Genomic DNA, 13,750 nt, shown 5'->3' with positions numbered 1-13,750 from the left:
ACGATTAATATGGTACAGATGATACTCAAAAAGCTTTCTATTCTTAATTACAAAAATATTCTTCAGTCGGAAGTATCTTTCTCACCCAAAATGAATTGTTTCTTTGGAAATAACGGGATGGGGAAGACGAATCTGTTGGATGTGATTCATTATCTTTCGTTTTGCAAGAGTCATGTAAATACTCCTGACAGTCAGATTATAAACAATGATCAGGATATGTGTGTGATCCAGGGTGAATATGATTATGAAGGAAGAGGGGAGGAGATCTTCTGCGCCATCCGCCGCCGTCAGCGGAAACAGTTCAAACGGAATAAGAAGGAATACGATAAGCTGTCGGAGCATATCGGCCTGTTGCCTTTGGTAATGGTTTCTCCGGCAGATTCGGATTTGATCCAAGGGGGGAGTGACGAGCGCCGTCGTTTTCTGGATTTGATTATTTCGCAGCAGGATAAACAATACCTGCATGCCTTGATCCAATATAATAAAGCGTTGCTTCAACGGAATATGCTACTGAAAAATCAAAGCATGGATGCTTCGCTCTATGAAGTATTGGAGATGCAATTGGGGATGTATGGGCGGATGGTCTTTGAAAAGCGCCAGTTGCTGGTGGAAAGCTTTATTCCGATCTTCAATGAGTATTATCAGACGATCTGTCGCTCTTCGGAAGTGGTCGGCTTGCGTTATATCTCCCAACTGGCAGGGAATGACCTGCCCGATTTACTGGCAGCCAACAGGGAGCGCGACCGTATTTTAGGCTATACATCCAACGGCATTCATAAAGATGAACTTGAAATGACTCTGAACGAACATCTGATCCGCAGGGTCGGATCGCAGGGACAGAATAAAACATACCTGATTGCTTTGAAGTTGGCTCAGTTTGCTTTCTTGGCAAGAAAGGGGCAGACTATCCCGATCTTGCTTCTGGATGATATCTTCGATAAACTGGATGCGGCACGTGTAGCGGAGATCATCAAGCTGGTGAGTGATGATAGCTTCGGTCAGATATTCATAACCGATACCAACCGGAAATATCTGGATGAGATCCTTTTGGCTATGGAGCATGATTATGCCTTGTTCAAAGTGGAGCAGGGAGAAGTTCAACCAATGGAGGATCCGGCATGAAGCGTAAAAATACACAAGCTATCGGCGAAGTCCTGAGAGATTTTTTCGAGGACAATACGGAATTATACGAAAAGATTCTGGAGATCCGTATCGAACGTGCCTGGAAGGAAGTGTTGGGGCCAATGGTTATGCAATATACCCGTAATATATATGTACGCGATCATATATTATATGTATCGCTTACTTCTTCGGTGCTGAGAAGTGAATTAACCTTGTGCCGCGATAGATTGGTGAAGAGTTTGAATGAATATGCCGGAGCAACCGTTATCCGGGATATTATTATCCGGTGATAATCTCGTTTTCCGTAATGATCATATCCATTTTCTTGTCGAACGGTTCGACCGGAACACTTTCCTGTAACTGAAAATCGAAACAAATACCGATCTTGGGTGCCTGTAAAGTCGATAACAGCCGGTCGTAATATCCTTTTCCCCGTCCCATACGGTTCAGTTGGCGATCGAAAGCGACACCGGGCACGATTATTAAATCTACATCTGATTCGGGGACTGTTGTTTCTGTGTCCTTCGGCTCAGGAATGCCGAAAGCTCCCGGAGTTAAGCTGTCGTAGCCTTTATAAGGTAAAAGACGGAGATCGTCGCCGACTACCAGCGGGAGAAGGAGTTGCTTTTTATCGAACCATTTTTCGAGTAATCCGGCTGTCTGGACTTCTCCGGGTATGGAGTAATATAAAGCAATACAAGAAGCCTGCCGGAAGAGTTCAGTCTCTTCCAGCCGCTTCCATATCTTTTCAGAGAAGTCAAGCAGTATAGTCTTCCCGTATGATTTCTTTAGCGAGGCTATATCTTTTCGGAGTTGTTGCTTGGCTGTCTGCAATTCCTTTGTCTGCATTTTCTTTCTCGATTGTAGGAACTGATTTCCCTTCGTTTATGATTTTGATCGCACGCAATAAAGTAGGGTCGTCCTTCAGGAAGATCGGATAAAATCCGGCTTCATCGAAGAAGTTACGTACGATGTATGCCTGCAACTGGTTCTCGATCAGCTTACCCGAAATATTAATCAGGTTCGGGCGTTTCTTGATGCCTTTGGTTGCTGCGAAGTTTGTAAAGTCATAAAGCAAAGGTTGCGACTGCAGGTACTTGTACAGATCCTGATAAGTAGCGAAAGAGGATAACTTCTCACGATTTCTGTCCGAATATTCAAGTGCATACAGATAAAGTGTTCCGCTGTTTACAATACTTGTGAAATAAGTTGTGATGCCACTGGTGTCGCGCGGAATAAAGATATCCGGCATGATGCCGCCGCCGCCATATACTGTTCTGCCGATCATGGTATGATATTTCTCCGTATGCGTATTCTTGATACTGTCGGCCGAGTCGAACTCACCATGAATGAAGCGGTTGTACAGATCCTGGTCATAATCGGCCGAGTCTCCCAGTTTGTAATCTTTCTGAATGCTTCGTCCCGAAGGAGTGTAATAACGGGCAATCGTCAGGCGTATTTCCGAACCGTCGCTCAGTTTGATTGGCGATTGAACCAGTCCTTTGCCATAAGTACGACGGCCAACGATCATTCCGCGGTCGTTATCCTGGATAGCACCCGAGAAAATCTCACTGGCGGAAGCCGAAAATTCGTCAGTCAGAACAACGATAGGAGTTTCCTTACAAGTCCCTGTTCCGTTAGTATAAACATCGTTACGCGGGAAAGCTTTCCCTTCCGTGTAAACGATCAGTCGTCCCTCCGGCATAAATTCGTTTACCATATTGATAGCCGCATCCATATATCCACCGGTGTTTCCACGCAGGTCGATAACGAATGAGTCACATCCCAATTCTTTCAGTTTGGCAATGGCCGTGATAAACTCGTTATAGGTTGTTCGTCCGAACTTGCTGACTTTGATGTAGCCGATCCCTTTGCTCACTTCGTAAGATACATCGACCGAGTTGACCGGTACGTCTCCGCGCGTTACATCGAAGTAAAGCAGATCCGGTGTGTCTCCACGTTTCACACCCAGCTTGACAGTACTGTTCTTTGCACCACGTAATGTGCGCATGATCTTAGCCTGGCTGGTACTGTTGCCGGAATAGATCGAGTCGTTAATCGTAATGATACGGTCGAACGGAAGCAGTCCAGCTTTTTCTGCCGGGCCTCCGGATATAACGCTGATCACGAGGATCGTATCAGTCTGCATATTGAAAGAGACCCCGATACCGCTGAATGAACCTTCCAGATCTTCGTTCACGATGGAGGCATCTTCGGCAGAAATATAAACGGAGTGCGGATCGAGTTCGCTGAATATTTTAGGAATAGTCCCTTCCACCAACGATTTCATATTTACAGTATCGACATATTGTTCGTCAATGATGTCGAGTATCGCATTTATTTTATTTCCGCTGGAAAACATCCGGCGTTTGCCGTTTTGTGTAAGAGAAAGATAATGGTTCCCGATAAAGATACCGAGAGCAATACTTGCTGCAATAATTACAGGCAACCAGATGGTCAGCCTTCTGTTCTTGTTCATAAAAACGTATATTTATTCGTTTATATCAATGTATTCTATACTAATTCCGGCACGATGCAATAAATTGCACCCGTCTTCCATCCGGTATTTTTCAGAATAGACAACACGTTTGATGCCCGATTGGATGATCAGCTTGGCACACTCTATACAAGGAGCCGAAGTGACATAGATCGTAGCACCCTTGCTGCTGTTTGATGATGCAGCCACCTTGGTTATAGCATTCGCCTCGGCATGTAACACATAAGGTTTGGTTACATTGTTCTCATCTTCACAGATATTCTCAAAACCGGCCGGTGTTCCGTTGTATCCATCGGAAATGATCATCTGGTCTTTAACTATCAGTGCTCCGACCTGACGTCGTTTGCAATACGAATTCTCTGCCCAGACTGCGGCCATCCGCAGGTAACGTTTATCCAGTTCGTATTGCTTTTCTGTTTTTTCGCACATTGTTTACCTGATTTTATCCTTAATTATTCAGCTAGCAAAGGTAAATATAATTGATTTAACTATTGTATGTTTAGCTATTTTTATATCAATTGCTATTTGCTTTCGGTTCAGCCTGTTTGATCCCGTTTCTGATGAGCAGGGCATCGATCGTCGGCTCCTGTCCGCGGAAGCGTTTATACAATATGGCCGGGTCTTCCGTTCCTCCTTTGGATAATATGTTTTCGCGGAACGAACGGGCTGTTTCCCGGTTGAATATCCCGGCTTCCTTGAATACAGAGAATGCATCGGCATCCAGCACTTCCGCCCATTTGTATCCATAGTATCCGGCTGCATAACCGCCGGAGAAGATATGTCCGAAGCTACTGCTCATCAATGTCCCGGGAACCTCCGGCACGATAACGGTCTGCGCCCAGGCCTGTTTCTCAAAAGTGATCACATCCCCTTCGAACGGGACGGTTTGTGTATGCCAGGCCATGTCGAGCAACCCGAAACTTAACTGGCGGCAACAGAAATAACCGGTGTTGAAATTAGATGCGTCCACCAGTTTACGGACGAGTTCCTGCGGGATCTTTTCCCCTGTTTCGTAATGTACGGCTATCTGATCCAGGAATTCTTTTTCCGTCAGCCAGTTTTCCATGAGTTGCGAGGGAAGTTCCACAAAATCGCGGTATACGTTCGTTCCGGAAAGGCTGGCGTATTTTTCTTCTGCAAACATTCCGTGCAGTGCATGTCCGAACTCGTGGAGTAATGTGTTTACTTCATCGAAAGTCAGCAATGATGGTTTCGTTTCGGTTGGCCGCGTAAAGTTCATCACGATAATGATTTGTGGGCGGCTGTCTTTTCCGTCAGCTTCGTGCTGTTGTTCCTTGATGCTGTTCATCCAGGCTCCCGACTGCTTTCCGTCGCGCGGATGGAAGTCGGTGTAGAGGATGGAGAGAAATTTGCCATCGGCATCATACACTTCGTAAGCATCGACTTCCGGATGATAGACCGATATCTCTTTGTTCTCCTTGAATGTGATACCGTATAGTTGCGTGGCAAGTCCGAAAACTCCCTTTTTAACATTGTTCAGTTCAAAATATGGACGTGTCATTTCATCGTTTACATCGAAACGGATATCTTTCAGCTTTTCCGAATAATAGCTCCAGTCCCAGGGCATGACGGTGATGTTTTCTTTTTCCGTTCCCATCGCGAATCCTTGTACGGCATTATATTCGTTGATGGCGACAGGCTTATAGGCAGCCAGCAATTGATCCAGCAGGTTATAGACGGTTGTCGGATTTTTAGCCATCGTATGCTTAAGCGAATATTCCGCATACGTGTTGTAACCCATCAGGCGGGCTATCTCCAACCGGATATTGACGATCTGGCGGATGATCTCTTTATTGTCATATTCATCTCCTTTGTTTCCGACGCTCATATATTCCCGGTACATCGCCTCACGCAGTTTGCGGGAATCGGCATAACGCATGAATGGAACGTAACTCGGTGCAGTCAGATTGAATAACCAGCCCTCTTTCCCTTTTTCTTTGGCACGGTGAGCGGCGGCTTCACGAATGCTTTCGGGCAGGCCGGACAAATCTTTCTCATCGGTTAGAAGCAGCTCGTACCTGTTTTTATCTTTCAATGCATTCTGGTCGAATGTCAGAGATAGGATACTCAGGTCTGTACTTAACTTGCGGTACTTCTCTTTGTCCTCCGGATTCAGGTTGGCACCACGAACAGAGAACGATTCAAATGTTTCTTCCAACAATTTGGCGTCTTCGGTAGAAAGGTTGAGCCTGTCTTTTTGTTCATACACGCTTTTGACACGTGCAAATAGCTTTTCATTCAAAAAGATATTATTGGAACTTTCCGACAGTTTGGGGGATATCCTTTGTGAGATCTCCATCATTTCGTCATCGGCTTCCGCATTCAGCACATTGAAAAAGGCTGAACTGACTTTGTTCAGCAGTTTGCCGCTTTGCTCCAGAGCAACGATTGTATTTTCGAAGGTTGCAGGCTGTGTTTCGTTGGCGATGGCCTGCACCTCGCTGTCGAGTTGCTTGATCCCTTCGTCGAAAGCCGGTTCGTAATGTTCGGTTTTTATCTCGTTGAAAGGAGGTGTATCGAATGGGGTGTTATAACTGAAGAAAAACGGATTATGAGTTGTTTGTGTCATATCTCTTATACATTATATATTATTATAGTCCATATTGCCGGAAACAACCTGTTTATTTCCCGGCACAAAGATGGAAAAAATAGCTGTGTTACTGAATAAATTCCCTTTATATTTCTAAATTCTGTTGCCAAACGGATCGCTTGCCGATAGTTATCTGCAGGCTTGTCGATAATTATCAACAAGCTTGCCGACAGTTATAAGCAGGCTTGCCGATAACTATCGGACAGTAATTTTGTTGGTGGAAAAGTCTGCCAGCATCAGCATTTGCCAACAATTGGTATACTTTAGCTTCCCGCTTTTGTTTTATAACTCCGGAAAGGGAGCTTTTGTTGTTTTCTTTACGGGTACATTTTTCTAAATGGTATACTTATCAGGCTTTTTTTTAGTCAGTCTAAGATATTCATACAGTAGCTTGTTTTGAGTTTTTAACAACTGTTCATGTGTTTGACAACACATTCATAGAAGTTCTTTATTTTCTAAGGGTTTATTTATCAATCATTTCGGAGTTGTAAAAAAAATCAGTTTCTAAATAAATATGAAAGCTGATTTGTTTTTTTTGTTTTTAAGTGATACATTTGATCTGTATATCATATCATTTTCATTATATGAGCATAAACTTAAAACCAAATACAATATGAGTTATCTTAAATTTGACAAGACTCTTATGACAAACCTGGAGGAGTCCCTGCCCAGGGAGATTCTCCGTACGAATCGTTCAGGAGCCTATCATTGTACCACTATCGCGGATTGTAACACGCGAAAGTATCATGGATTACTTGTCATTCCGGTGCCAGAACTAGATGATGAAAACCATGTGTTGTTATCTTCGTTGGATGAAACAGTTATACAGCATGGGGCTGAATTTAATTTAGGTCTTCATAAGTATCAGGGTGATAATTATAGTCCGAACGGACATAAATACATTCGTGAGTTTGAATGTGAGAAAGTTCCGACAACTATCTACAGGGTAGGTGGAGTTATTTTAAAAAAAGAAAAACTTTTTGTTCATCATGAAAACCGAATTTTGATTCGTTATACATTGCTGGATGCACATTCTGCTACAACGTTGCGTTTACGTCCGTTTTTGGCTTTTCGTAGTGTACGTCAGTATACGCACGAGAATGCACAGGCCAGTCGTGAATATCAGGTTGTCACAAATGGTATTAAGACATGTATGTATCCGGGATATCCTGAATTGTACATGCAGTTAAACAAAAAAAATGAATTCCATTTTCAGCCGGACTGGTATCGTGGTATCGAATATCCGAAAGAGCAGGAGAGAGGATATGATTTTAATGAAGACCTTTATGTTCCCGGATATTTTGAAGTAGATATAAAGAAAGGTGAAAGTGTTGTTTTCTCCGGAGGTGTTTCCGAGACGAATACACGTGCGCTAAAAAAGACATTTGAAGATGAAATGGAAGAGCGCACCCCACGTGATACATTCAAACATTGTCTCATCAATGCGGCTCATCAATTTTTGAATAAGCAGGGAGAGGAGTTTTATATTCTGGCAGGTTATCCTTGGTTTAAGTGTCGTGCTCGCGACATGTTTATATCCTTGCCGGGACTAACGCTGGCTATTGACGAAAAGTCTAAATTTGAAGTCGTGATGGAAACAGCCCGTAAAGCGGTGTATGCATACATGAATAATGAGACAAACGACCTGCGAGTTTATGAAATGGACCATCCTGATATCTTGCTTTGGGCTGTGTGGTGTATCCAGCAGTATGCCAAAATGGTGTCACGTGATGCATGTCGTGAGAAATATGGTGTATTGTTAGAGGATATCATGGCATTTCTTTGCAGCAACAAACATCCTAACCTGTCTCTGCTTGACAACGGTTTGCTGTATACTCGCGGAACAGAGAAGGCTGTTACATGGATGAATTCTACTGTTAACGGACGACCGGTAATACCTAGAACTGGTTTTGTTGTAGAAATTAATACTTTATGGTATAACGCTTTACGCTTTGTTGGCGAATTGCTGGGTGAGGCAGGAAATGAACAATTAAGTGCTGAATTATCTGTTTTGGCAGAAAGAAGCGGTAAGTCGTTTGTTGAAACATTTTTGAACGAGTATGGTTATCTGTTAGACTATGTGGATGGAAATATGATGGACTGGAGTGTCCGTCCTAATATGATATTTGCCGTAGCTTTTGATTATTCTCCTTTGAATGCCAGTCAGAAAAAAGGAGTGCTTGATATTGTAACGAAGGAATTGCTTACGCCAAAAGGTCTTCGTTCGTTGAGCCCGAAAAGTGGAGGTTATAATCCGAATTATGTAGGAGCTCAGATTCAGCGCGATTATGCTTATCATCAAGGCACTGCATGGCCATGGTTAGCCGGTTTTTATTTCGAAGCTTATCTTCGTATTTATAAAATGAGTGCTTTAGGCTTTATAGAACGCTATTTGATTGGTTATGAAGATGAAATGTCATCTCACTGTATCGGTTCGATTTCTGAACTGTTTGATGGTAATCCTCCTTTCAAAGGACGCGGTGCTGTTTCTTTTGCTATGAATGTGGCAGAAATATTGCGAGTGTTATATTTATTGAGTAAATACAATTATTAATAGGAGGAGCCAATATGAAAGTATTAATGTTTGGATGGGAATTTCCTCCCAAAATATATGGTGGTCTTGCTGTAGCATCTTATGGTATCACTAAAGGATTGAGTTTACAGGGAGATGTGGAAACGACTTTCTGTCTTCCGAAACCGACCGGAGAAGAAGAAGGTTTTTTAAACATCATAGGTATGAACCAGGTGCCTGTTGTGTGGCGTGATGTAGATTATGACTATCTTAAATCGCGGTTACCTCATTATATGACTCCGGAACAGTATTATGCTTTTCGCGATCATATTTATGCCGACTTTTCTCATATGCATGTCAATGATCTGGGATGTATGGAATTTGCCGGAGGTTATCCGGGAAATCTTCATGATGAGATCAATAATTTTTCTATTATAGCCGGAGTTATAGCCCGACAGCAGCAGTTTGATATAATTCATGCGCACGACTGGCTGACTTATCCGGCAGGAGTACATGCGAAACTGGTAAGTGGAAAACCATTATGTATCCATGTTCATGCTACCGATTTCGACCGTTCGCGTGGAAAGGTGAATCCAACCGTATATGGGATGGAGAAGAACGGTATGGATCATGCCGATTGTATCATGTGCGTATCGGAACTGACCCGTCAGACGGTTATCCGTGAATATCATCAGGATCCTCGTAAATGTTTCGCTATGCACAATGCCGTTTATCCACTTTCGCAGGAGTTGCTGGATATACCTCGTCCGGAGCATCCGAAAGAAAAAGTGGTTACGTTCCTGGGACGTATCACTATGCAGAAAGGACCGGAATATTTTGTGGAAGCAGCTGCATTGGTGTTGAAACGTTCACGCAATATTCGTTTTGTGATGGCAGGTTCGGGCGATATGTTGAACGCAATGATCAATATGGCAGCTGAACGTGGCATTGCCGACCGTTTTCATTTTCCGGGTTTCCAACGTGGACGCCAGGTGTATGAAGCATATAAAAACAGTGATGTGTTCGTAATGCCTTCCGTTTCCGAGCCATTCGGTATTGCTCCGTTGGAAGCTATGCAGTGCGGAACGCCTTCTATTATCTCAAAGCAGTCCGGATGCGGTGAAATTCTTGATAAAGTCATTAAGACGGATTATTGGGATATCAATGCAATGGCCGATGCTATTTATTCTCTTTGTACAAACGAGTCTCTTTTCAAATATCTTCAGGAAGAAGGAAAGAAGGAGGTCGATAGTATTACCTGGGAAAAAGTCGGTTTGCGAATCCGGGCACTTTATGAGGATGTTTTAAAGAATTACGGTAAATAATAAAACAATAACTAGATATGAAAACAATCTGTCTTTATTTTGAAATACATCAAATTATTCATCTGAAACGTTATCGTTGCTTTGATATAGGTACCGATCATTACTATTATGATGATTATGAAAATGAACGCAGTATCAGCGATATTGCAGAACGTTCGTATATTCCTGCTCTAACAACATTGCTTGAAATGGCAAAAGAGAATGGAGGGGCATTTAAAGTCGCATTTTCAATCTCAGGTGTGGCTATGGAGCAGTTGGAAGTGTATGCACCCAGAGTGATCGAACTGCTGCATCAGTTGAACGATACCGGTTGCTGTGAATTCTTGTGTGAACCTTATTCACACAGTTTGTCTTCATTGGCAAATGAGGAGTGTTTCCGGGAAGAAGTAGACCGTATGAAGAAAAAGATCAAACAGGTATTCGGACAAACTCCGAAAGTGTTCCGTAATTCAAGCTTGATCTATTCGAATGAAATTGGTGCTTTGGTTGCCAGCATGGGATTTAAGGGTATGCTGACGGAAGGTGCTAAACATGTTTTAGGCTGGAAGAGCGCTCATTATTTATATCATTGCGCATACAACCCGAATCTGAAGTTGTTGCTTCGTGATTTCAAATTATCGGATGATATCAGTTTGCGTTTCTCTAATTCAGATTGGAGTGAATATCCATTGTTTGCTGATAAGTATATGGATTGGATTGCTGCATTTCCTGAAGAAGAGCAGGTTATCAATATATTTATGGAACTTGGGGCTTTAGGAATTGCACAACCGCTATCTTCTAATATCTTGAGTTTCATCAAAGCATTGCCGGCTTGTGCAAAAGAAAGAGGAATTACTTTCTCTACACCGACGGAAATTGTTACTAAATTGAAATCGGTGGATCAGGTTGATGTTCCTTATCCAATGTCATGGATAGATGAAGAAAGAGATACCAGTTGCTGGTTGGGTAACGTGATGCAGCGTGAGGCATTCAATAAGCTTTATAGTGTAGCGGAACGTATTCACCTGTCTGACGACCGTCGTATCAAGCAGGACTGGGATTATTTGCAAGCAAGTAATAATTTCCGTTTCATGACTACAAAGAATACGGGGATTTGGTTGAATCGCGGTATCTATGATTCTCCTTATGATGCGTTTACGAACTATATGAATATCCTTGGGGATTTCATTAGCCGTGTCAATGCCTTGTATCCAATTGATGTAGATAATGAAGAATTAAACTCATTGTTGACTACAATTAAGAATCAGGGTATTGAGATCGAGACTCTTCAGAAAGAAGTAGATAAGTTAAAAAAGAAAGCTGCAAAAACTAAACAATAGCCTCTTCAATAATAAAAAAGCGCTGATAAACTAAAATTATCAGCGCTTTTTTATTTGTATGTATTCTTTTGAATGTTACTTATAGCTTGTTGTTGTAACAATAATCTTCATTGCTTCTGGCGTCTTGAGTAGCTTTACACCTGACGGAAGTAAGTAGTTGTTTATTGCAGCTGTGTAATAAGTTGTCTGACCATAATAGTTTTGTGACTCGCCAACAACACGATCTACCGGAACAAGAAGTAATACCATGTCTTTTTCCGGATTATTCTTTATATGTTCCTGCATCAGATTAGCTATATTACTAAAGTTATAAGAGCGGCTACTGTTTGAATATTCAGCACGGAAAGATGTATTACTATCTTCTATCTTATTGTTGACAAAGAAAGTAGCCAAAGAATCTTTGGGTAACAATAATAAGTTAGCCGGAGCACTCAATGCCCATTGCCAGTTTTCTTGCGGCAAAGCCTTTATTGTCAAAGGTATATTGTTGATTATACGATCATTGATTCTTTCTGCAATATCTTTAGCCGGAATAACCAACTGTGTATAAACACCAGCCGGAGTCTTCAGATAAGTAATTGAATCATTAGGTTGCAACAATGGACTCAAGTCGGTGGTATTCTCAAATCGATTTAACTGTAACACTTCTTTGGTTACGTTCAGCGTTTCACTGCTGTATACAGTCGAGTCCTGATTCTGGCTTCCTTTAACATTATATCTATAATAGATAGAAATAGAAGAATAGGTGATTTGAAGAATATTTCCGCTACCGTATGTATTGGTTATATATAATCCCGGGAAAAATTCGTTGAAATTCTCCTGGCTGCTGAATGTACCGCGATTATTAACCGTCTCATCATAAATCTTTTGTCCAAACGTTTTGGGCATCCGGATTGTGATGGTTGGAATATAAGTGTATTGATCATTATATTTATGGTTTCTTACACTATCAGGCACTGAATTATCATAAGCCGTATAAGTCTGCATCCCCAACGATTCCTGCATATTGCAATAATCTGTCGGATCGAAGTTGGTATAGAAATCTCTTTCCAGCTGTTTGGTTACCGGATATATCTGGGCACGCATAGGAGTTAATGAGTCACCAACCCATGCCTTATCCTGATACATAATTTTAAAATCGACAGAGTCAATCTGTCCGTTGATAGGTTCATGTTGGAATTTAAAATCATCCGGGCAGTAGAACTGACAGATATAATCAGACTTCACATTACCGTACAACGGATCATAAAACTCACCGAGTAGTCCATTAGTCGTTCTTGCATATACTGAATCCATCAGCAAGGTTGTCGCCTGCATCTGAAAAGTATCTACATATACGGGCATCTTGTCTCCGCCAGGCTGAATAGTCGAGCCAACCAGATTCAAATCATCACTACACCCACTCAGGATTGTTATTCCCAAGCCCAGGCCAATTAATAAAGGCTTGATCTTCATCATTTTTTTCTCTCACTTATTTAGAATCTAATACGACATCGTAAAATTCGTTGAATGCATCCATATAAGTTTCCGGCGACTGGTAAGGAAGGAACGGAGTATCCTTTTTGGTTGCAATATAGTCCAGAACATCCTGGTTGATCGTTTCACTACCTTGTATCACACCGTCGGCAAAGTCGATGGCCAGTTTAGTCAGGCCGGCGAAGCTGGTATCGGCTTTTATGCCTTTCAGATCGCTGTCTTTAGCCCCGTCTGTTTTTAGTTTGTTTGCAAACTCTTTTCTAAACGGTGTATTAAAGTCATCATTATAAATAGAATAGACTATTTTTGCATTTTTAAGACATGGATCGTCCGCGTACATTCTTTTTATGTATAATGCAGTCAGTGCAGAGATCCATCCGTGGCAATGGATCACATCCGGTATCCAGCGCAGTTTCTTTACGGTTTCCAATACGCCACGCACATAGAAGATTGAACGATCGTCGTTATCTTCGTACTCATTCCCATTGTCATCGCAGACAGTGTGTTTACGCTGAAAGAAGTCTTCATTATCAATGAAGTAAACCTGCATGCGTGCGGCCTGAATAGATGCTACCTTGATGATCAGAGGGTGATCTGTATCATCAATGATAAGGTTCATACCTGACAGTCGGATTACCTCGTGCAACTGATTACGTCGCTCGTTGATATTACCGAATTTAGGCATGAAAGTTCTGATTTCGCGACCACGCTCCTGAATGCCTTGCGGCAAGTTTCTGCATATTGTTGCAATCTCAGATTCGGGAAGGTAGGGTGTTATTTCTTGAGCTATAAACAAGATTTTTTTTGCATCCATTCTGTAAACTAGTTTTATAAAGACGGCACAAAGATAATAAATTTCTTTCATTTACGGTAATTATTTATTTGCTT

At 42.0% G+C, this 13,750-nt stretch carries 11 protein-coding genes; 5 read left to right on the top strand and 6 right to left on the bottom strand.

Features of this window, described 5'->3' with window-relative positions; genetic code table 11:
• Positions 1 to 18: 18 nt before the first annotated feature.
• Both recF and HMPREF1536_RS04060 read left to right on the top strand, forming a co-directional pair.
• Entirely contained in the window at positions 19 to 1,122 is a 1,104-nt protein-coding gene (recF, locus tag HMPREF1536_RS04065; RefSeq protein ID WP_028726987.1) for a DNA replication/repair protein RecF, read from the top strand.
• Positions 1,119 to 1,412 carry a DciA family protein gene (locus HMPREF1536_RS04060; RefSeq protein ID WP_028726988.1) on the top strand — a complete coding sequence of 98 codons (294 nt, stop codon included), beginning with the start codon at positions 1,119 to 1,121 and terminating at the stop codon, positions 1,410 to 1,412. Before recF ends, HMPREF1536_RS04060 begins: the two co-directional genes overlap by 4 nt.
• Here HMPREF1536_RS04060 and HMPREF1536_RS04055 read toward each other — a convergent pair.
• The 4 genes from HMPREF1536_RS04055 to HMPREF1536_RS04040 all read right to left on the bottom strand — a co-directional run bounded on the left by HMPREF1536_RS04055 (position 1,402) and on the right by HMPREF1536_RS04040 (position 6,209).
• Positions 1,402 to 1,971: a 5-formyltetrahydrofolate cyclo-ligase gene (locus tag HMPREF1536_RS04055; protein ID WP_081693279.1), complete on the bottom strand. Its 570-nt coding sequence runs from the start codon at positions 1,969 to 1,971 to the stop codon at positions 1,402 to 1,404. The genes HMPREF1536_RS04060 and HMPREF1536_RS04055 overlap by 11 nt on opposite strands.
• Positions 1,880 to 3,601, bottom strand: a complete 1,722-nt coding sequence (locus HMPREF1536_RS04050; protein WP_028726990.1) for a S41 family peptidase — start codon at positions 3,599 to 3,601, stop codon at positions 1,880 to 1,882. The genes HMPREF1536_RS04055 and HMPREF1536_RS04050 overlap by 92 nt, the downstream gene beginning before the upstream one ends.
• A 12-nt stretch (positions 3,602 to 3,613) precedes the next feature.
• The gene (locus tag HMPREF1536_RS04045) at positions 3,614 to 4,048 is read right to left on the bottom strand and encodes a dCMP deaminase family protein (RefSeq protein ID WP_028726991.1); all 435 of its coding nucleotides are present in this window, start codon (positions 4,046 to 4,048) and stop codon (positions 3,614 to 3,616) included.
• A gap of 85 nt (positions 4,049 to 4,133) precedes the next feature.
• On the bottom strand, positions 4,134 to 6,209 hold the full coding sequence (locus HMPREF1536_RS04040; protein ID WP_028726992.1) for a M3 family metallopeptidase: 2,076 nt from the start codon (positions 6,207 to 6,209) through the stop codon (positions 4,134 to 4,136).
• Positions 6,210 to 6,843: 634 nt separating this feature from the next.
• On the opposite strand from HMPREF1536_RS04040, the gene HMPREF1536_RS04035 reads away from it, so the two are divergent.
• The 3 genes from HMPREF1536_RS04035 to HMPREF1536_RS04025 are packed head-to-tail and all read left to right on the top strand — an operon-like array spanning position 6,844 to position 11,386.
• The gene (locus tag HMPREF1536_RS04035; protein WP_028726993.1) at positions 6,844 to 8,784 is read left to right on the top strand and encodes a glycogen debranching enzyme N-terminal domain-containing protein; all 1,941 of its coding nucleotides are present in this window, start codon (positions 6,844 to 6,846) and stop codon (positions 8,782 to 8,784) included.
• A gap of 14 nt (positions 8,785 to 8,798) precedes the next feature.
• On the top strand, positions 8,799 to 10,067 hold the full coding sequence (locus tag HMPREF1536_RS04030) for a glycosyltransferase family 4 protein (protein WP_028726994.1): 1,269 nt from the start codon (positions 8,799 to 8,801) through the stop codon (positions 10,065 to 10,067).
• Between the two features lie 17 nt (positions 10,068 to 10,084).
• Positions 10,085 to 11,386 carry a glycoside hydrolase family 57 protein gene (locus tag HMPREF1536_RS04025; protein WP_028726995.1) on the top strand — a complete coding sequence of 434 codons (1,302 nt, stop codon included), beginning with the start codon at positions 10,085 to 10,087 and terminating at the stop codon, positions 11,384 to 11,386.
• Positions 11,387 to 11,461: 75 nt separating this feature from the next.
• Here HMPREF1536_RS04025 and HMPREF1536_RS04020 read toward each other — a convergent pair whose 3' ends face one another.
• A complete protein-coding gene (locus HMPREF1536_RS04020) occupies positions 11,462 to 12,841 on the bottom strand; it encodes a DUF4270 domain-containing protein (protein ID WP_028726996.1) in 1,380 nt (459 codons plus the stop codon).
• Positions 12,842 to 12,857: 16 nt separating this feature from the next.
• Entirely contained in the window at positions 12,858 to 13,676 is an 819-nt protein-coding gene (locus tag HMPREF1536_RS04015; protein WP_028726997.1) for a glycogen/starch synthase, read from the bottom strand.
• Positions 13,677 to 13,750: the final 74 nt, after the last annotated feature.

Origin of the sequence: Parabacteroides gordonii MS-1 = DSM 23371, from assembly GCF_000969825.1 — a bacterium.
Taxonomy (GTDB): Bacteria; Bacteroidota; Bacteroidia; order Bacteroidales; family Tannerellaceae; genus Parabacteroides; species Parabacteroides gordonii.
Note: the sequence above shows the minus strand (reverse complement) of the source record. Positions and strands in the feature narration are given on the sequence as shown.